Annotated in this window: 21 protein-coding genes; 12 read left to right on the plus strand and 9 right to left on the minus strand. The window is 62.1% G+C overall.

The window, feature by feature from the left end:
* Positions 1-38: 38 nt before the first annotated feature.
* The 6 genes from AArcSt11_RS10860 to AArcSt11_RS10885 all read left to right on the plus strand — a co-directional run bounded on the left by AArcSt11_RS10860 (position 39) and on the right by AArcSt11_RS10885 (position 5,323).
* Positions 39-1,028: an ABC transporter permease gene (locus AArcSt11_RS10860; RefSeq protein WP_250597009.1), complete on the plus strand. Its 990-nt coding sequence runs from the start codon at positions 39-41 to the stop codon at positions 1,026-1,028.
* Positions 1,025-2,020 (plus strand): ABC transporter permease, encoded by a 996-nt coding sequence (locus AArcSt11_RS10865; protein ID WP_250597011.1) that lies wholly within the window; start codon positions 1,025-1,027, stop codon positions 2,018-2,020. The genes AArcSt11_RS10860 and AArcSt11_RS10865 overlap by 4 nt, the downstream gene beginning before the upstream one ends.
* Positions 2,017-3,234, plus strand: coding sequence for an ABC transporter ATP-binding protein (locus AArcSt11_RS10870; protein WP_250597013.1), 1,218 nt, complete (start codon positions 2,017-2,019; stop codon positions 3,232-3,234). The genes AArcSt11_RS10865 and AArcSt11_RS10870 overlap by 4 nt, the downstream gene beginning before the upstream one ends.
* Complete coding sequence (locus AArcSt11_RS10875; RefSeq protein ID WP_250597015.1) at positions 3,231-4,604, plus strand: ABC transporter ATP-binding protein; 1,374 nt, start codon at positions 3,231-3,233, stop codon at positions 4,602-4,604. Before AArcSt11_RS10870 ends, AArcSt11_RS10875 begins: the two co-directional genes overlap by 4 nt.
* An 83-nt stretch (positions 4,605-4,687) precedes the next feature.
* Positions 4,688-4,879 (plus strand): hypothetical protein, encoded by a 192-nt coding sequence (locus AArcSt11_RS10880; protein WP_250597017.1) that lies wholly within the window; start codon positions 4,688-4,690, stop codon positions 4,877-4,879.
* A gap of 51 nt (positions 4,880-4,930) precedes the next feature.
* The gene (locus AArcSt11_RS10885) at positions 4,931-5,323 is read left to right on the plus strand and encodes an SHOCT domain-containing protein (protein WP_250597019.1); all 393 of its coding nucleotides are present in this window, start codon (positions 4,931-4,933) and stop codon (positions 5,321-5,323) included.
* A 10-nt stretch (positions 5,324-5,333) separates the two neighbouring features.
* Here AArcSt11_RS10885 and purQ read toward each other — a convergent pair whose 3' ends face one another.
* Both purQ and purS read right to left on the minus strand, forming a co-directional pair.
* Entirely contained in the window at positions 5,334-6,014 is a 681-nt protein-coding gene (gene purQ / locus AArcSt11_RS10890; protein WP_250597021.1) for a phosphoribosylformylglycinamidine synthase I, read from the minus strand.
* Positions 6,011-6,262, minus strand: coding sequence for a phosphoribosylformylglycinamidine synthase subunit PurS (gene purS, locus AArcSt11_RS10895; RefSeq protein ID WP_250597023.1), 252 nt, complete (start codon positions 6,260-6,262; stop codon positions 6,011-6,013). Before purS ends, purQ begins: the two co-directional genes overlap by 4 nt.
* A 207-nt stretch (positions 6,263-6,469) precedes the next feature.
* Here purS and AArcSt11_RS10900 point away from each other — a divergent pair, with 207 nt between their 5' ends.
* Positions 6,470-7,453: a formyltetrahydrofolate deformylase gene (locus AArcSt11_RS10900; protein WP_254714815.1), complete on the plus strand. Its 984-nt coding sequence runs from the start codon at positions 6,470-6,472 to the stop codon at positions 7,451-7,453.
* Between the two features lie 11 nt (positions 7,454-7,464).
* Here AArcSt11_RS10900 and AArcSt11_RS10905 read toward each other — a convergent pair whose 3' ends face one another.
* Together AArcSt11_RS10905 and AArcSt11_RS10910 are read right to left on the minus strand one after the other, a co-directional pair.
* Entirely contained in the window at positions 7,465-7,929 is a 465-nt protein-coding gene (locus AArcSt11_RS10905; RefSeq protein ID WP_250597027.1) for a DUF7112 family protein, read from the minus strand.
* Positions 7,930-7,994: 65 nt separating this feature from the next.
* Positions 7,995-8,381 (minus strand): 30S ribosomal protein S6e, encoded by a 387-nt coding sequence (locus tag AArcSt11_RS10910; protein ID WP_250597029.1) that lies wholly within the window; start codon positions 8,379-8,381, stop codon positions 7,995-7,997.
* 108 nt (positions 8,382-8,489) lie between these two features.
* Between AArcSt11_RS10910 and AArcSt11_RS10915 the strand changes: the two genes are divergently transcribed.
* Both AArcSt11_RS10915 and lipP1 read left to right on the plus strand, forming a co-directional pair.
* A complete protein-coding gene (locus AArcSt11_RS10915; RefSeq protein WP_250597030.1) occupies positions 8,490-9,722 on the plus strand; it encodes an MBL fold metallo-hydrolase in 1,233 nt (410 codons plus the stop codon).
* A 37-nt stretch (positions 9,723-9,759) separates the two neighbouring features.
* Positions 9,760-10,713, plus strand: a complete 954-nt coding sequence (gene lipP1, locus AArcSt11_RS10920; protein ID WP_250597031.1) for a LipP1 family hormone-sensitive lipase — start codon at positions 9,760-9,762, stop codon at positions 10,711-10,713.
* An 84-nt stretch (positions 10,714-10,797) separates the two neighbouring features.
* Here lipP1 and AArcSt11_RS10925 read toward each other — a convergent pair whose 3' ends face one another.
* On the minus strand, positions 10,798-13,443 hold the full coding sequence (locus AArcSt11_RS10925) for a methyl-accepting chemotaxis protein (RefSeq protein WP_250597032.1): 2,646 nt from the start codon (positions 13,441-13,443) through the stop codon (positions 10,798-10,800).
* A gap of 258 nt (positions 13,444-13,701) precedes the next feature.
* Between AArcSt11_RS10925 and AArcSt11_RS10930 the strand changes: the two genes are divergently transcribed.
* Positions 13,702-14,556, plus strand: coding sequence for an aldo/keto reductase (locus AArcSt11_RS10930; protein ID WP_250597033.1), 855 nt, complete (start codon positions 13,702-13,704; stop codon positions 14,554-14,556).
* A gap of 1 nt (position 14,557) precedes the next feature.
* On the opposite strand, the gene AArcSt11_RS10935 is transcribed toward AArcSt11_RS10930, so the two are convergent.
* A complete protein-coding gene (locus tag AArcSt11_RS10935) occupies positions 14,558-14,881 on the minus strand; it encodes a DUF7521 family protein (RefSeq protein ID WP_250597034.1) in 324 nt (107 codons plus the stop codon).
* Position 14,882: 1 nt separating this feature from the next.
* Complete coding sequence (locus AArcSt11_RS10940) at positions 14,883-15,227, minus strand: helix-turn-helix domain-containing protein (RefSeq protein ID WP_250597035.1); 345 nt, start codon at positions 15,225-15,227, stop codon at positions 14,883-14,885.
* Positions 15,228-15,329: 102 nt separating this feature from the next.
* Between AArcSt11_RS10940 and AArcSt11_RS10945 the strand changes: the two genes are divergently transcribed.
* Both AArcSt11_RS10945 and AArcSt11_RS10950 read left to right on the plus strand, forming a co-directional pair.
* On the plus strand, positions 15,330-15,719 hold the full coding sequence (locus AArcSt11_RS10945) for a hypothetical protein (RefSeq protein WP_250597037.1): 390 nt from the start codon (positions 15,330-15,332) through the stop codon (positions 15,717-15,719).
* 48 nt (positions 15,720-15,767) lie between these two features.
* Entirely contained in the window at positions 15,768-16,634 is an 867-nt protein-coding gene (locus AArcSt11_RS10950) for an aldo/keto reductase (RefSeq protein ID WP_250597038.1), read from the plus strand.
* On the opposite strand, the gene AArcSt11_RS10955 is transcribed toward AArcSt11_RS10950, so the two are convergent.
* Complete coding sequence (locus AArcSt11_RS10955) at positions 16,635-16,916, minus strand: DUF6360 family protein (protein WP_250597040.1); 282 nt, start codon at positions 16,914-16,916, stop codon at positions 16,635-16,637.
* Positions 16,917-16,964: 48 nt separating this feature from the next.
* Positions 16,965-17,303 (minus strand): pyridoxamine 5'-phosphate oxidase family protein (locus AArcSt11_RS10960; RefSeq protein ID WP_250597041.1); only part of this gene is annotated, 339 nt, incomplete at its 5' end.

The raw sequence follows: 17,303 nt of genomic DNA on the forward strand, positions 1-17,303 counted from the left end.
CATCTCGTTCCCGCAATGACAGCACCAGCGGTGTACCCATGACGAGCGCCAAGTTCCTCGTACGACGCCTACTGCAGGGTATCGTCGTCATCTGGGGGGTGGTGACGATCATGTTCGGACTGCGGGCAGTCTCGCCCGGCGACCCGGCGAACCTGATGCTCGCAGAGGGGGCCAGCGAGTCGCTCATCCAGCAGGTCCGACAGGAGGAGGGGCTTGACCAGCCGATCTACGTCCAGTACTTCGATTACGTGCAGGGACTGCTCGTCGGCGACTTCGGCTACTCGTGGCGCTCGAACAGGGAAGTCGAACTCATGGTCATCGAGCGGATTCCAGCGACACTCGAACTGGCAATCGCCGCAACGATCGTTGCGGTCGTCATCGCCATCCCGCTCGGCGTGATCTCGGCGACGCGCCGCAACGAGCCGGCGGACTACGGTGCGACGCTGTTTTCCCTGCTTGGCATCTCGACGCCGAACTTCTGGCTCGGACTCATGTTGATCCTCGTGCTCGGCGTGTGGGCCGGGATCTTCCCGACGGGACGACGACCGGTCGGGCTTGCGGAAGCGACGATGACGTTCGTCCAGTACGGCTACGCTGGTGATCTGGTGACCTGGGTTAGATACATCACGTTACCTGCGATCACGCTTGGCACCTACTTCACGGCGCTGATCACCCGACTCACGCGGAGCGGGATGGTCGACGAACTGGGCAAACCCTACGTCACGGCCAGTCGCGCGAAAGGACTCCCCAACGTGCTGGTCCGGTACAAACACGTCCTGCGGAACACCATGATCCCAATTATCACCGTTCTGGGTCTCCAGCTGGGGACGCTGATGGGTGGGGCAGTCATCACCGAGACCGTCTTCAACTGGCCGGGGCTGGGACTGCGCCTCATCGACGCCTTGCGCATCCGCGACTGGCCACTCATGCAGGGGATCGTCGTGTTCATCGCGATCGCCTTTGTCTCGATCAACATCTTCGTCGACGCGATATACGCGTCGCTGGATCCACGGGTTGGTGACGAATGATCTCTGATCGTGTCCGATCGAATCTCAGATCGACGTTTTCGGAGAGTCTGCTACCAAAGATCGGACTCCTGTTGCTGGTTTCGATCGTCCTCATGGCGGTATTTGCACCGATGCTCGCGACCCACGACCCGACGCGGACCGGCCACTACAGCGATCAGGGCGCGCCGTACCCGCCGCCAGGGTTCGACTACACTACGCAGATCTCACAGGATGGCGAGATCCAGGAGATCGAGGTTGAACCGACGAGTGAGCACTATCTGGGGACGAACACTGCCGGTCAGGACGTCTACTCTCGGTTCGTCTATGGGGCGCGTGTCTCCCTGCTGGTTGGTTTTACAGCCACGGTGCTTGCGCTCTGTATTGGCGTCCCAGTCGGGCTCGTAGCAGGCTATTACGGCGGCCGCGTCGACGACGTCCTGATGCGGGTTGCGGATACGATGCTCGCGTTTCCGGCACTGATACTTGCACTTGCACTGATCGGGATCTTCGGCGAATCCCCGATATGGGTGGCCGACCCGATCGTAGTGGCCGGACTCGCACCGGGGATGCCCGAATCGATACCCATACCCGGAACGGTAACGCTCGTTGCCGCGCTCGTCATCTGGGTCTGGTTCGCTCGCGTAGCGCGCGGCGAAGCGATGTCGATCCGTTCGGAGGGCTACGTGCAAGCCGCACGGAGCTTCGGCGCGAGCAACCGGCGGATACTGATCGATCACGTCCTGCCGAACAGCCTCACGCCGATCATCGTCCTCGCGACGATTCAGGTCGCAGTGATCATCCTGCTGGAGGCTTCGCTCGCGTATCTCGGCTTCTCGGGCACGACGCTTTCGTGGGGGTACGAGATCGAACGCGGGCAGGACGTTCTCCGAACTCGTCCGTGGGTTGCAATGTTCCCCGGAATCGGGATCGTGCTGGCGGTCATTAGCGTCAACCTGCTCGGCGACTGGTTCCGCGACGCGCTGGACCCGAACATCGAAGGTGAAGGACATTGACACGAGATCTACTTCGCGTCTCCGACCTCTCGACGCGGTATTTCACACAGGAGGGACAGGTAAACGCCGTCTCGGATCTCGATCTACGGATCCAGAGCGGCGAGGTATTCGGGATCGTCGGCGAGAGCGGGAGTGGGAAAAGCGTCACCGCCCGCTCGCTCGTCGACCTGATCAACCCGCCCGGGCGGATTACCGGCGGTGAGATCTGGTACCGTAATGACGACCTCGCGGAGGGGGTCCGGGAGGACCACCCCGACGCAGTCGACGGTTCGTTCGTCGACCTCCGGGGAATTCCCGAGGGGATCAGAAACTCCCTGCGTGGGACCTCGTTTAGCATGATCTTCCAGGATCCCGAGAGCAGTTTCAATCCGAGCCTGACGGTGGGCGAGCAGCTTGCGGAGGCAGTCGAGGTCCAGCGCCGAGCGAGCCCGAATCCGCGATCCACCCGCGCGCGAACGAAGTCGGCCGAGTACTCGCTGGGGTCGTACGCGCTGTCGACAGTGATGTCGTCAAAACGGTACGTCTCGCCCGAGAGTCACGACCGTGCCGTCGAGTTGCTGGAAATGGTCGGGATCCCCGATCCGGCCAAACGCGCCGAGGAGTATCCCCATGAGTACTCCGGTGGGATGCTCCAGCGCGCGATGATCGCACAGGCCATCGCGGGCGAGCCCGACGTGTTGATCGCTGACGAGCCGACGACCGCACTCGACGTGACGATTCAGGCGCAGGTGCTGAACCTGCTCGACGATATCCAGGCCGAAACCGGGATGACGATCCTGCTAATAACCCACGATCTGGGCGTGATCGCCCGGATGTGTGACAGAGTAGGCGTAATGTATGCCGGCGAACTCGTTGAGCGGGGGACGCTCGAAGACGTCTTCGACGAGCACGTCCATCCCTACACTACAGGTCTTCTCGGGAGCGTCCCCGAACTCGACTCGGCAGGCGGCGCGCTGACCCCGATCGAGGGGAACGTTCCGAGCCTGCTCGACGCCGAAATGAAAAATCGCTGTCACTTCGCGGATCGGTGTCCGAAAGCGATGGACGACTGTCTCTCACATCCGCCCGAGTACGACGCTGACGGAACGGATCATCACACTGCTCGATGTGTCCTCGCGATGCGGGAGTACAACGAGGCCGATGCACTGCCGCCGGACTACTTCGATGCCAGCGGAGATACCGACGAACCGACGCAGATGGAGGCTGACGAATGAGTTCAGACGATCGCAACTCCTCGGTACCGGGTGAGACCGAGATCTTCGGGGCGGCCCCCTCGACGGAGGAGGGACGACCGGAGCCGCTCGTCCGGGTCCGAAACCTTACCAAGTATTTCTGGGAGCAAGACTCCCTGCTGGACCGACTGTTCGGCGACGAGCCGGTGCCGGTTCGTGCCGTCGACGGCATCGACTTCGACGTCTACCGCGGGGAGACGCTCGGACTGGTCGGCGAGTCCGGCTGTGGGAAATCGACTACCGGCGAGACGTTGCTCCGGCTCCAGGAACCGACGGACGGTCGTGTCGAATTCGAGGGGAAGAACGTCTTCGACCTCGGCGGTGAGGAACTCGCCAGCTTCAGACGCGGCGCACAGATCGTCTTTCAGGATCCGTTCTCCAGTCTCGACCCGCGAATGACGATCGGTGACACCGTCCGGGAGCCCCTCGATATCCACGAAGTGGGGACCGACGACGAGCGCCGCGAGCGGGTCCGTGACCTGCTGGAGCGCGTGGGCCTGTCGGCGGACCAGCTGGATCGCTACCCCCACGAGTTCTCCGGTGGCCAGCGCCAGCGTATCGGCATCGCCCGTGCGCTCGCGCTTGACCCCGACTTCCTCGTGCTGGACGAACCGACGAGCGCGCTCGACGTCTCGGTGCAGGCGCAGGTGCTGAACCTGCTCGACGATCTACAGGACGAATTCGGGCTCACCTATCTGCTGGTCTCACATGACCTTTCGGTGATACGGCACGTCTCCGACCGAGTCGCAGTGATGTATCTCGGCGAACTCGTCGAGGTCGGTCCCGCGGAACGGATTTTCGAGGAGCCGAAACACCCGTACACGCAAGCGCTACTGGAGAGCGTCCCCCGGGCGAGCACCGACGAGCAGGAGCGGGACATCCGCACGCTCAAGGGGGACGTCCCATCGCCACGAAACCCGCCGAGCGGCTGTCGGTTCCGGACGCGCTGCCCGAAGGTGATCCCGCCTGACGATGTCGACATCGAGCAAGCGGAGTTCCGGGCGATTATGAACGTGCGCGAGCGTATCGAGGACAGATCAGTCGAGGTCGAGGAGCTCTGGGAGCAAGTCAGCGATGGCGGCGCAGGAGATAGCGATGGACCCCGTGACCAGTATCAGGCGGAGTTCCTGGATCGCCTCGCCGATCGCCTGCTCGACACGCCCCTCTCGGAACCGCACCGATCGCGGGTCGAGGAGGCCTTCTCTTCCCTCGCCGACGAAGAGTGGGAGGCTGCCGAAACCCTGTTACGCGAGCACTACGAGAGCATCTGCGAGACGACGACACCGCAGTTACAGGCCCAGCGCCACCCCGTCGCCTGTCATCTCTACGAGGGGGCGACGCCGGACGAGTGATACTATATTGTCGTCAATGTGTTTTAGGAATATATGGATATAAGGTCAGAACGCTTATATTCGAGTGAGTATCTTTCACATACATGAGCACGACGGATGCCAGAGTTGGATCGGAGATTCCTGACGAAACGGGCGATCAATCGGTCGAGTTCCTGCACGACGACCGGGTCGATCCGGACGAAGTGACGCTGTTTACTCCCGGAGGAGACAGCATCGCGACCGAGTGGATCACGGCCGATGTACGTACCGCGGTTGCACTCGACGACGCACGGTGACTGGTCTCTCCGGTCGAAACGTATTTTCAATACTGAGCCGAACAATGGCATATGGTCGCCGATCCCGAGGAGGGGCTCGTCACCGATCTCATGCTCGGCATGATGCTCGTTTTCGGGTTCGATGTCGTACTCCTGCTCGGCGTGTTCTGGATTGCCGGACTCGTTTCGGGTACCGCATTCTTCACCGTTACGACGATAATCGTTGCCTGTTACGGCGTCTGGATCGGATATCGCTGGTGGGGACTCAGGTCTGCCGAGTCTACCGAACCGGAGCCGCTCGACGAACTCAAACGCAGGTACGCCGCCGGCGAGCTCACGGAGGACGAATTCGAGGCGAAACTGGAGACAGTGATTGAGGAACCGAACACAGGCGACAGTACTGGTCGAGGCGAGAAAACGGCAAACCGACAGCAACAGGAACCCGCGGTGGAATCCGAACAGTAGCTCCGTGCTACTACTCGGCGGCGAACCCTTCGAGGACCCCCTGACCATCGGTCGCACCGACGTCCGGGAGCGTAGCGCGCTCGGGATGAGGCATCAGCACGGCGACGTGGTCGCCCTCGCCGAGAATCCCCGCCACGTTGTCCTTCGATCCGTTCGGGTTCGCTTCCGTCGTCACGGTCCCCTCGGCATCACAGTACCGGAAGAGGACACGATCGCTTTCGCGCAGTTCCGCGAGTTTCTCGTCGGTGATCTCGAAGCGCCCCTCGCCGTGAGCGATGGGAATCTCGATCACGTCGCCTTCCTCGTACGTCGCAGTCCACGGCGTGTCGGCATTCTCGACACGCAAATGAACGTGCTCGCACTGGAACCGGGCGCTCTCGTTGGTCGTGAACGCGCCGGCGGTGAGGCTCGATTCGGAACCGATCTGTGCGCCGTTACAGACGCCGAGTACGGGCGTCCCCGACTCGGCTGCCGCACGGACGTCGTCCATGATCGGCGAGCGGGCGGCCATTGCACCGGCCCGCAGGTAGTCCCCGTAGGAGAAGCCGCCAGGGAGCATGACACCCTCGGTGTCTTCGGGCAGGCCGTCTTCGTGCCAGACGATTTCGGCGTCGATGCCGAGATGGTCCAGTGCGCGGATGGCATCGCGGTCACAGTTCGAGCCGCCAAAGCGGATTACTGAAATTGTCATCGTTCGTCGACGTCGACCTCGTAATCGTGGATGGTCGGGTTGGCGAGCAGTCGTTCAGCCATCTCCTCGGCCCGCTGGGCGGCGTCCTCTGCCGATTCGGCGTCGAGATCGATCTCGAACCGATCCGCCGAGCGGAGTTCGGCCAGCTCGAAGCCGAGGCGTTCGAGCGCCTGCTTGGTCGTTTCCGCTTCGGGGTCGAGCACGCCCTGCTTGAGCCGCACCGTGACCGTGGCGGTGTAGGCAGTCATCGGGTAAACGTGGCCGTCCGTGCGCAAAAACACTTGTGAATTGCCTTGCGTATCCACGAACGTGGATAGGTTCCCGGGGACGCCTTTCAGACGAAGATCCCGTGAACACGGCTCTGTCGCTAGAGACCGCCGAAAACAAGCCTTTTTACTGCCGCCGCTCAGGATCGATATGATGGACGTAGCTGATCCTGCCCGGAGGTGGTGGCGATGACGAACGACTTGACCGAGATCACGGTGATTGGAGACGACGCCACCGGACTCATCGCGCAGTTTACGACGCTGATGTTCGAGCGCGGGATCAACATCGAGGATCTCGATCAGGCAGTCCGGGACGGCCTGTTCCGGATGACGATGACCGTCGACACCGAGGAGATGGTCTGTACGGAGCAAAAGCTCCGACAGGACCTGCAAGAACTCGCTGACGAACTAGACGTCGACGTGCAGGCCCGGTTCCCCGCCGATCGGGAGACCCAGCAGATCGCCGTCCTCGTCACCAAGGAATCCCACTGTCTCGAAGCCCTCTTCGAGGCGTGGGCAAACGACACGCTCGGCGCGGATATCTCGGTCGTCATCGGTAACCACGACGATCTCCAGCCACTGGCCGAGCAGTACGGTGTCCCCTTCTTCGACATCGGCGACGAGAAGGGCACGCCGGACGAGGAAGAGCTTCTGGATCTGCTCGCCGAGTACGACGCCGACCTGATCGTGCTGGCGCGGTACATGCGGATCCTCAGCCCGAACGTCGTCTTCCGCTACGAGGACCGCATTATCAACATCCACCCGAGCCTGCTCCCCGCGTTCCCCGGGGCTCGCGCGTACGAACAGGCCATTCAGGAGGGCGTCCGGATCGCTGGCGTGACCGGCCACTACGTGACGACCGACCTCGATCAGGGACCGATTATCACCCAGCGCGCCTTCGACGTGCCCGACGATTCGACCCGTAAGGAGCTCAGAGAGCGCGGCCAGCCGCTGGAAGCCGATGCTCTGATTGAGGCGGTCCGCTTGCACCTGAACAACGACGTGTCGGTCCACCGCGGCCGGACAAGTCTCCGCGAGAAAGCCGAGGACTACCAGCTTGGCCTCACTGAGAAAGCCCAGAAGGCCAACCCCGACCGTCCCGTCGACGGTCTCGGCGAGGCCGTCGCCGGCAAATCGGGTGTGGACGCCGAAAGCGAGTCCGCAGACGACTGAGTCCTCTCTACCTACCGGTTCTGTTCGACCTGTTTTGCGATCGACGCCAGACTGTCATCCGGCGATTCGGTCGCCTCGTAGACCACGCGCTCGCCGGGTGCTCGGAGCCCGTATTTGAATCCTGGTTCGATCTCGTCGACCAGTACCGAGCCGCCCAGCTCCAGCGCTGCCGCCTCGATCCATTCGACGAGTCGGTTCGGGGCGGAGCCGGGGTCCCGCGCGAAGGACGGGTCGTCGTAGACGCCCGGGATCCGGAGTCCGCTTGCGGAGTCGGTGACCCTGGCGTGTCGCTCGTCGCCGTCGATGACGACGCGAACGACCTCGTCGCTCGGGTACTCGACCGACGAGTCGGCGGGCAGTTCGACGGCCGGACGGGAGGTCCCGCCGCGACGAACCAGCGTTGCACGGTCGGTCGAGATCGAGTCGTGATCGGAGGGAAGCCGGTCTGCCATTGCCCGGTACTCCGGCGGCATCATATATAAACTCCGCGTGGATAGCGCAGTCGCTCTGCGGGGATGGGTATCGGGAAAGAAGTGGTGCGTTACTCCTCGTCCGCAAACAGCTCGTCGACGTCTCCGTCGCCGTGTGCGCTGATCTTGGCGTTGATCTGGGCGACTGCGTCGCTGACCTCGGCACCGCGGACAGTGACGCGCTTTCGCTCGCCGTCACGGGAGGGCTCGTAGCCAACGCCACCGGTCAGGAGCACTTCGCGGAGGTTCGGTCCGGAGACGTCCCCGCGCATCGGTCGCCCGGCATCGTCGGAGCCGCCGGTGAGTTCGAGCTCGAAGCCATCGAGGCCGACTGCTCCGCCGTCAACGGTTTCGCCGAGGGATTTGCCGAGGAATCGGTTGGCGTCCTGTTCGTCTACGTCGCGCTGATACGTCGCACCCGTCTCGGGGTCGGCGACGACGACCTGAAAGTTTGCCATACCGGAAACCAATCGGTGGTGACTCAAAAGCGTATTGAAACGGCGTTCGGAACACGACCGACCGACGAAACGATGGACCCAACCCTGCCCAGCGAGTAGCTGGATGCAATGGATGTCCGTTTTCTCGGCGGCGCGGGCGAGGTCGGCCGCAGCGCTATTCTCATCGACGACTCGCTGTTGCTCGATTTCGGGATGCTGACCGAGACGCCGCCCCAGTTCCCGATCGAGACGCCCACGCCCGACGCCGTCGTGGTCTCACACGGCCACCTCGATCATGTCGGGACGCTTCCGGCGCTGCTCTCGGGAGACAAACGCCCCCCGATCCACTGGACGCCGCCAACTGCGGAACTCGCAGGGACGCTCGCGCGGGATACATTGAAGCTGCATGGCGGAACCCTACAGTGTCCGTTCACCGAGACCGACATCCAGCGCATGACGCAGGTCTCGGAGACCCACGGCTACCGCGAGCCCTTCGAGGCGGCGGGCTACGAGGTCACGTTCTACAACGCCGGACATATCCCCGGCTCCGCGCACGTCCTCGTCGACGACGGCGACACCCGCTTGCTCTACACCGGTGATTTCCACACGGACGACCAGCGGCTCGTGGCCGGGACGACCGCACGACCCGACGCCGACGTCGTGATCTGTGAGAGCACGTACTCCGACGTCGCGCACGATCCACGCCAGGAAGTCGAAGAGCGGTTCGTCGAGAGCGTCGAGACGACCCTGTGGGAGGGCGGCACCGTGGTCGTTCCCGCCTTTGCCATCGGCCGGACACAGGAGATGCTCCTGATCTGTGCGGCCCACGACATTCCCTGTTACGTCGATGGGATGGGCAAAGCGGTCACGAAAATGCTCCTTCGGCATCCCGCGTTCGTCCGGGACGCCGACGCACTCCGTCGGGCGAAATCCCACGCCCGCTTCGTCACCGGACGGGATGGTCAGCGAAAACGGATCACAGACCAGAAGGCAGCGATAATCACGACCAGTGGGATGCTCTCCGGCGGTCCCGCGATGACGTACATCCCCGAGATTCGGTCGAACCCGACGAACAAGATCACGATGACGGGCTATCAGGTGGAGGGCACGCCCGGCCGCGAGCTGGTCGAGACCGGGAGCGCGGAGATCGACGGCCGGATCATGCCGGTCAGCGCACAGGTCGAGCAGTATGATTTCTCGGCGCACGCGGATCGGGGCGGGCTCCGGGAGTTTCTGCAGTCGTACCGTGACGTCCCAGTACTGATCAACCACGGCGACCGCTGTGAGACCTTCGCCGCGGAGCTTCAGGACGAGGGGATTCAGGCGAGCGCGCCGACGCTCGGCGGGACGATCGAACTCTGAGCGCCGGGCTTTTCCCCCGACCGACCCCAGCGAGCGTATGGAAGCCGACGAAATCCATCCCGACGTCCAGCGGATCCTCGCCCGCCGCGAGCGCGTCGAGCCCATCCTCATGCCGGTCCGATCGGCGCGCTGGATGCGCCTCGTCATGCGGGGGCTCAACTGGGTTCAAAACCGAAACCCGCCCGCTGTCGGGGCCACGACCGACCTGACGATCGACGGTCCGGGTGGCGATCTGCCGCTCCGGATCTACGAGCCCGAAACCGAGGGGCCGCACCCGACGCTGGTGTTCTTCCACGGTGGGGGTCACGTCCTCGGCAGTCTGGAGAGCCACGACCTGCTCTGTCGGCATCTGACCCGGGAGAGCGGCTGTGTCGTCGTCGCAGTTGACTACCGCCTCGCTCCCGAACATCCGTTCCCGGCGAACGTTGAAGACGCGTACCGTGCGATCGAGTGGGCCACGGCACACGAAGAGCAGCTGCACTCGACCGGCGAGCTTGCCGTGATCGGGGACAGCGCGGGCGGCGCGCTCGCAGCCGTCACGTCACTGATGGCGGCCGAACGCGATGGCCCGGAGATCGATTATCAGGTGTTGATCTATCCCGGTATCAACGTGCGCGAGGAGCAGGACTCGGTGCAGGAACACGCCGGAATCGTCCTCGATGAGGCCGATCTGGAGTGGTTCCACGACTGTTACTTCGGCAGCGATGTCCACTTCCGGAACCCCTACGCGAACCCGACCATGGCCTGTGACGTCTCGGGGGTTCCACCGGCGACTGTGATCACCGCCGGGTTCGACCCCCTGCGCGATGGCGCGACGGTCTACGTCGAGCAACTGATCGACGACGGCGTCTCGGTCCGGTATCGCAACTACGATTCGATGGTTCACGGCTTCATTACGATGCTTTCGGGGGCAGAAGCAGTCGACGTGGCACACGACGCGATCAGCGAAATTGCGGACGATCTGGATGATGTGTTCGACGGCACCAGCTGACCCCGATGCCTACTGCGATGTTACATTGTAACATTGTAAACAATGTAACGCCAGGAGGGCTTCACCGCCGAATCGATCCGCTGCTCAATCCTCTCTTTCCTGTTCGGTGAACGCAAACATCGATTCGTCGGCCGCTGTGGATTCTTCGTCCTCGGTATCGGTCTGTTCGGCTTTGTCCCGTTCTTCCTCCGCTCTGTCACCGTCTACTGGCCCGACATCACTCTCACCGTCAGGGCTATCATCGGCTTGCTCCTGGCTCACCGAATTGCCCTCCGGACTACCGAAGTCAGGAGATTCCATCGTATCGTCGCTCGTCGTGTCGTCGGCTGCCGGGAGCGCCGCACCGTCGGGGGTCATGGATCCATCTCCCGTAGAGTCCGTCTCGAAACGATCGAGTGCTTCGGAGAGTTTGCTGGCCTGAGCGGTCAGATCCGAGGCCGATCGCGACACTTCGGTGAGCGCTGTCGTCTGTTGTTCGGCCGCAGCAGCGACGTTTTCGGCCTCCGCGGTCGTCTCCTCGGAGATCGTTGCGGCCTCCTCGACCATCGTGACGACCTCTTCGGTCGAGGCTGCCTGCTCTTCGGTGGCCGCAGAGATCTCCTGTACGCCAGTGTTGGTCTCCTGTGCGTACTCGGCGATCTCGTCGAGGGCGTTTGCGGCCTCGCGCACGGAGTCGGTGTGGCTGGTGATCTCCTCGCTGGTCGTCCGGACTTCCTCGACCGTATCGTCGGTCTGGCCCTTGATGCGTTCGAGTCGGTCCTCGATATTCTCGGCGGCCTCTTTGGTTTCCGCCGAGAGTTCTTTGACTTCCTCGGCGACGACGGCGAAGCCTTCGCCGGACTCGCCCGAGCGGGACGCCTCGATGTTGGCGTTCAGCGCGAGCATATTCGTCTGCTCGGCGACTTCGGTGATGAACTCCAGCAGTTCGTCGATCTGTGCGACCTCCTGCTGGAGCGCCTCGATCTCCTCGACTGCGTCCTCGCTTTCGGCCTCGATCGTCGCCATCCCCTCGATTGCTCGCTGGGCGGCCTCGCGCCCCTCACGACCCGTCTGTGCGGTGCGCTCGGCGATGTCCGCGACATCGTTCGACGACGACGCGATCTCCTCGGTGGTTGCGGACAGGCCGCTCATCTCCCCGCTGACCGTCTGCAGGGATTCGTTCTGTCGCTCCGCGCCTGCGGAGATCTCCTGGATCGATTCGGTGACCTGCTGGCTCGCGCTATGGACCTCCTCGCTGGAGGCCGTCACCTCCTCGCTTGCCGTCGCGACGTCCGTGGCGAACTGCTTGAGTTCCGCGACGGTTACCTCGATCTCACTGAGCATCGCGTTGAAGTCCTCGCCGATCCCCTGCATCTGCTCGTTGTCGGTGTCGACGGCGGCCCGCACCGAAAGGTCACCGTCGGCCGCCTGCGCCATCACGCTACAGTACTCCTCGGCGGACGCCTGCAAATCCTGATTGATCTGCTCGATCCGTTCGCGTTCTGTCTCGGCGTCCTCGCGCGCCTCCTGGGCGTCGCGTATCTGCTCCCTGAGAGCGTCGCGCATGCTCGCGAAGCCGCCGTACAGCCGACCGATGTTGTCGATCCGTTTCGTTTCGAGATCGACGTTGAGATCGCCCGCTTCCATCCGTTCGGTTTTGCCGGTCAGCCGATCGATCGCGGTGGCAGTGTTCCGACCGAGTGCGAGCCCGATCACGCCGATTAGGAGCACGCCTCCTGCAGTGGCGAAGGCACCGTACGTCGTCAACGTATCGGCGAAGCCAAACGCCTGACTGGATGGGGCGTGGACCATGACGACCCACTCGCCGTCGGAATCGGGATCGCCGCGCTCGTTGATCGGTGCGTACCCGACCAGATGTTCCTCACCAGCACCCGCGCCCATCGATGGCACGTATTCGGCATCGACGAGCATCGATTCACGGGTAGTCCGGGCCGGCAGCTCTCGCGCCTCGGCGAGTGCCGGGCTATCGGACGGATACGTCTCCCCGACCGCCGAGCCCAGGTCAGTGTCGTACATCGTGATTCTGTCTTCCTCGTCGACAACCATCGTGTACGAATCGTCGAGTTCCTCGTTCTCGCTGCCGGACAGGATGACCCCGCCGATCGCTTCGAGGTCGTGGACGGCGACGATTCGTAGCTCTTCGGAGATATCCTGCGAGAAGGCGATTGCATAATAGCTGTCACCGGTCGTTCCACCGCTTGCCCCCTCGGCCTCGTATGGCTGTGATACGTCGACGTTGTTCCGGTCGAACTGTGGGTCCTGCAGCCAGCCGACCGCATCCTCCTCGAAAACCTCGCCCATATCGGCGTTCCGCGAGGAGACGACCACTTCGTTCCTGTCCGTATCCACGAGGTGGATCTTCTGGAGTGTGGATGGCCCCTCACGGTCGCTCGTGAACGATGACAGGTAGCTCTGGAGTTCGTCCGTTTCATCCTCACTTATCGTATCCGAACTGCCGTCGGTGGCCTCTTCGACTCGTTTGTCACCCGCAACCGTTCGTACCTCCACGGCGCTCGTCTTGAGCCAGTTATCGACCGCCTGTGCGTCGGCCGTCGTGGTCGCTTCGAGGTCAGCCTCGGCGCTCTGTTCGACTTGCTCCGACATAAGCGCGGTTGCCACACCGCCGATCACAGCGACGGACAGGGCAAGAAGTATAACGATGATACCGAACTTCGCTGCGTAGCTCCGTCTGATTCTATCAGGGATGATCATCCGCAATCCATCAAACATATGGATGGGACTATATGGCAAGTAAATAAATGTAATGAATGGTAAATATCTGTGAATTTCTATATAGACACTATCTATGTGATGCAATTATAAACTAACAAAAATTCTATAACAATATCAGTTATTAACTCTTTCGGTATTGTGGGTACAACGGATGTTGATAACGACCATCCGGACGGTCGGTATCGGCACCAGTGTCTCGACGCCCTCGCCGCCGCTACCCGTACTAATAGGTGGGTGAAGTCCGAACCGGCTGTCATGGTCGAAAATCGAAGCGACACGTTCGAGATCGGCGGCGAGGAGACAGTCCATCGGCTGGGCTATGGGGCGATGCGGATCACTGGCGAGGGGATTATCGGCGAACCGGAGGATATCGAGAACGCTCACGAGGTACTCCGGGCCGCTGTGGATCTCGGTATTGACTTCATCGATACCGCCGACTCCTACGGGCCGGGGACCAGCGAGCGCCTGATCCGTGAGGCCCTCCTCTCGGATCCCGAGTACCGGGACAGGGTGCTCATCGCCACGAAAGGCGGACTGCTACGACAACCGAGTACCGAGTGGCTCCCTCGCGGGGATCCGGAGTACCTCCGAAACGCACTCCTCTGCTCGATCGATCGGCTCGGTGTCGAGCAGATCGACCTGTACCAGCATCACCGTCCCGACCCCGACACGCCGTTCGAGGACTCGATCAACACGCTGGCGGAGTTACAGGACGACGGCTACATCAAACACGTCGGCGTCAGCAACGTGAGCGTCGAACAGCTAGATCAGGCCCGTGAAATCGTCGATGTCGCGACAGTCCAGAACGAGTACAACATAGTCAACCGCAACGACGAGGAGGTACTCGCAGCCTGTGAGAACTACGATATCGGATTCATTCCGTGGTATCCGCTTGCTGCTGGTGACCTCGGGGAGAAGGCGGATGTTATCGAGTCTGTGGCTGACGAGCACGACGCGTCTCGGTACCAGATCGCGCTCGCGTGGCTGCTCGAACACTCCGACGTGACGCTGCCGATTCCGGGGACGTCTTCGATCGAGCATCTCGAAGCCAACGTCGCCGCCTCTGCCATCGACCTGACCGACGAGCAGTACGACCGGCTGACGTCGTAGCTCAGGGACGCATCCGAAGCGCGTACAGGATCATGAGCAGACCGGCGAGCTGGCTGCTCATCTGGACGACGTACAGCGGCTGTGCAAGATGTCCAGGCAGTGTCAGTACCAGCGGAAACAGCACGAACGGGACGCCGAGCGCAAGCCCGAAACCGGTGGCGACGTACAGCATCGGTCGACTGTCGTTCCGCCGATACCCCCGGTACGCGACGTAGGCAATCAGAATGCCGATGATCCCGCTGAGCAGACTCGCGACCTGTCCGAATGCTAGCAGCCACTCCGGGAGTTGCGGTTCCTCGATCACCTGTAGCGGGAGCGGTTGCATCTCAGATCCCCTCCACGAGCCTGGTAAAGCGATCTGCCATCGTTTCACGTCGGTCGATCTCCAGTCGGAGCGACCCGTCTCCAACTTCGACGACGATCCGATCCAGATTCGTCGCATACAGCGTGTGGTGGTGCCCACCGGACGGATCCGGCTTCGTCGTCTCCTCGAGCAGGTCACACTCCCGGAGATCGTCGAGTCGACGATACACGGTCGGTTTCGACGCCTCACAGCGCTCGGAAAGATCTGATGCGGACATGGGTTGGCTGCTGATTTCGGTGAGGATCCGTCTCGCCGTCTCGTCTTCGAGCAAAGCGGCAACCGCTTCGAGATCGGAGTCCTCACTCACGACAGGAACACAGTCACCCACCGGTAATAAATCGGTTTCGGCGACTTCAGTCAGTGAAGTCCCGCTCAGGATGCTATACTCCCTGCCCCCGTAGTGGTGGCTATGTCAGTCCACGACCGCACAGATTCGCCTGAGATCGATCCGGATCGACTCCGAGTGCTGGACCGTTCATCGACAGTGGTGTCGATTGGCTTGTTGATAGCGATGATGGTTGCAAGCGCTCTCGCGTACGCCACCCTTCCCGGCACAGTCACGATTCACTGGCAGATCGGTATCGATGGAGCACTTTCCACCCGGACGGTGGGGCGTACGATCGGCGTCACGATCATGCCCGTGATCGCCGCGACGGCCTGGGTAACCCTCGAAGCACTGGGCAAGCGGCTACGCTCCCGGGACGAATTTGCCGGGGTGCTCTGTTCCGTCCTTGCCGCTGCGGCGGTCTCCGTCGTTACCCTTGCTCACCTGCTCGTGCTGGGCCTCAATCTGCTCTGATCAGCGCGGGATCGCAAATCACTACCCGCAAGCGGGTAAACCTCGAATATGGTACGTGCCAACGAGAGCGACACGTTCGAGATCGGCGGCGACCTGACAGTCCACCGGCTCGGCTTCGGTGCGATGCGTCTCACGGGCGAACACGTCACTGGCGAGCCAGACGACGTCGAGAACGCCCGCGAGGTTCTCCGTCGGGCGGTCGATCTCGGCGTCGATTTTATCGACACCGCGGATTCGTACGGCCCCTCGGTGAGCGAACGACTGATCGGCGAGACGCTCATGACCGATCCCGAGTACCGCGACGAGGTCGTCGTCGCCACCAAGGGCGGCCTGATCAGACAGGTCGACGAAGGATTCGAGTGGGCACGTCACGGCCATCCCGGCTATCTCCAGCACGCAGCCTACACCAGCCGCGACCGACTTCGCGTCGATCAAATCGATCTCTACCAGCTCCATCGCGTGGACCCCGAGTATCCGATGGCCGACCAGCTTCACGCGCTCGCCGAACTCAAAGACGAGGGTGTAATCGGTCACATCGGGCTGAGCAACGTGAGCGTCGACCAGCTAGAGGAGGCTCGCGAGATCGTCGACGTTGCGACGGTCCAGAACCAGTACAACGTCGCGAATCGCGAACATGAAGACGTCCTGCAGGCCTGTGAGAACTACGAGATCGGCTTCATGCCGTACTCGCCGATTGCGTCGGGTGAGCTAGGCGAGTACGCAGATCTGCTTGACGACATCGCCACAAAACACGATGCGTCCCGATATCAGATCGCGCTCGCGTGGCTCCTTGAACGCTCGGAGAACCTCTTGCCGATTCCTGGCACGTCCTCACTGGAGCATCTCGAAGCCAATATCGTGGCCTCGACGATCGATCTCAGCGACGAGGAGTTGGCACGGCTCGATACCATATAACTACTGGTCGGCTGCTTCTACTTTGTCGGCGTGTGTCTCTAGATCGCTCGCCAGCGTTCTAGCCTGCTCCGGCGTCAGATGAACCTCTTCCATATGGGCAGGGAGATGCTCCTCGCTCATGTTGTCGAACTCCAGCTGAAGTTTCACCTCGTCGGGGTTCTTTCGTGGCGATGTCGCGTTCAGGACGGCAAAGGACTCCTCCTCGAACTCGTGGCCCGTTACCGTCGCATCGATCAGGTCAAACGTCGTGTAGGCGTTGACTGTCATCAACCGATCCGGCATGTCTGTGGGATGGCAGCGGAGCTACTTAGCTCCGCGGTCCTCGTATTGCTACGCCTCGATCATGCCTTTCATACTCGTGATATTGATCCGGACCGTCCGAAACTCGATTTCGTTAGTCGGTCGGTCGAAAACCCGTACGTACGGGATATCGAGCTGTTCTCCGTGCTCTTCGAGTGCCGCGTCGAGTGTATTGTCCGATGTCTCTTCGAGGCGACCTTCTATCACGACGCTTCTCCACCCCTCATCGGTGTCGTCGTAGACGACAAGCGATGCGTGCTCGGTTGCCCTGGCATACCGTCGCTTCTGGCTCCCTGACGCGTACCCCAGCCGGAGTTGACATCCTCCCCGCGCTGAAGCGCGAGGATTCCCACGTTGGGATATTAGGGT

This window comes from Natranaeroarchaeum aerophilus, from assembly GCF_023638055.1.
Classification (GTDB): Archaea; Halobacteriota; Halobacteria; order Halobacteriales; family Natronoarchaeaceae; genus Natranaeroarchaeum; species Natranaeroarchaeum aerophilum.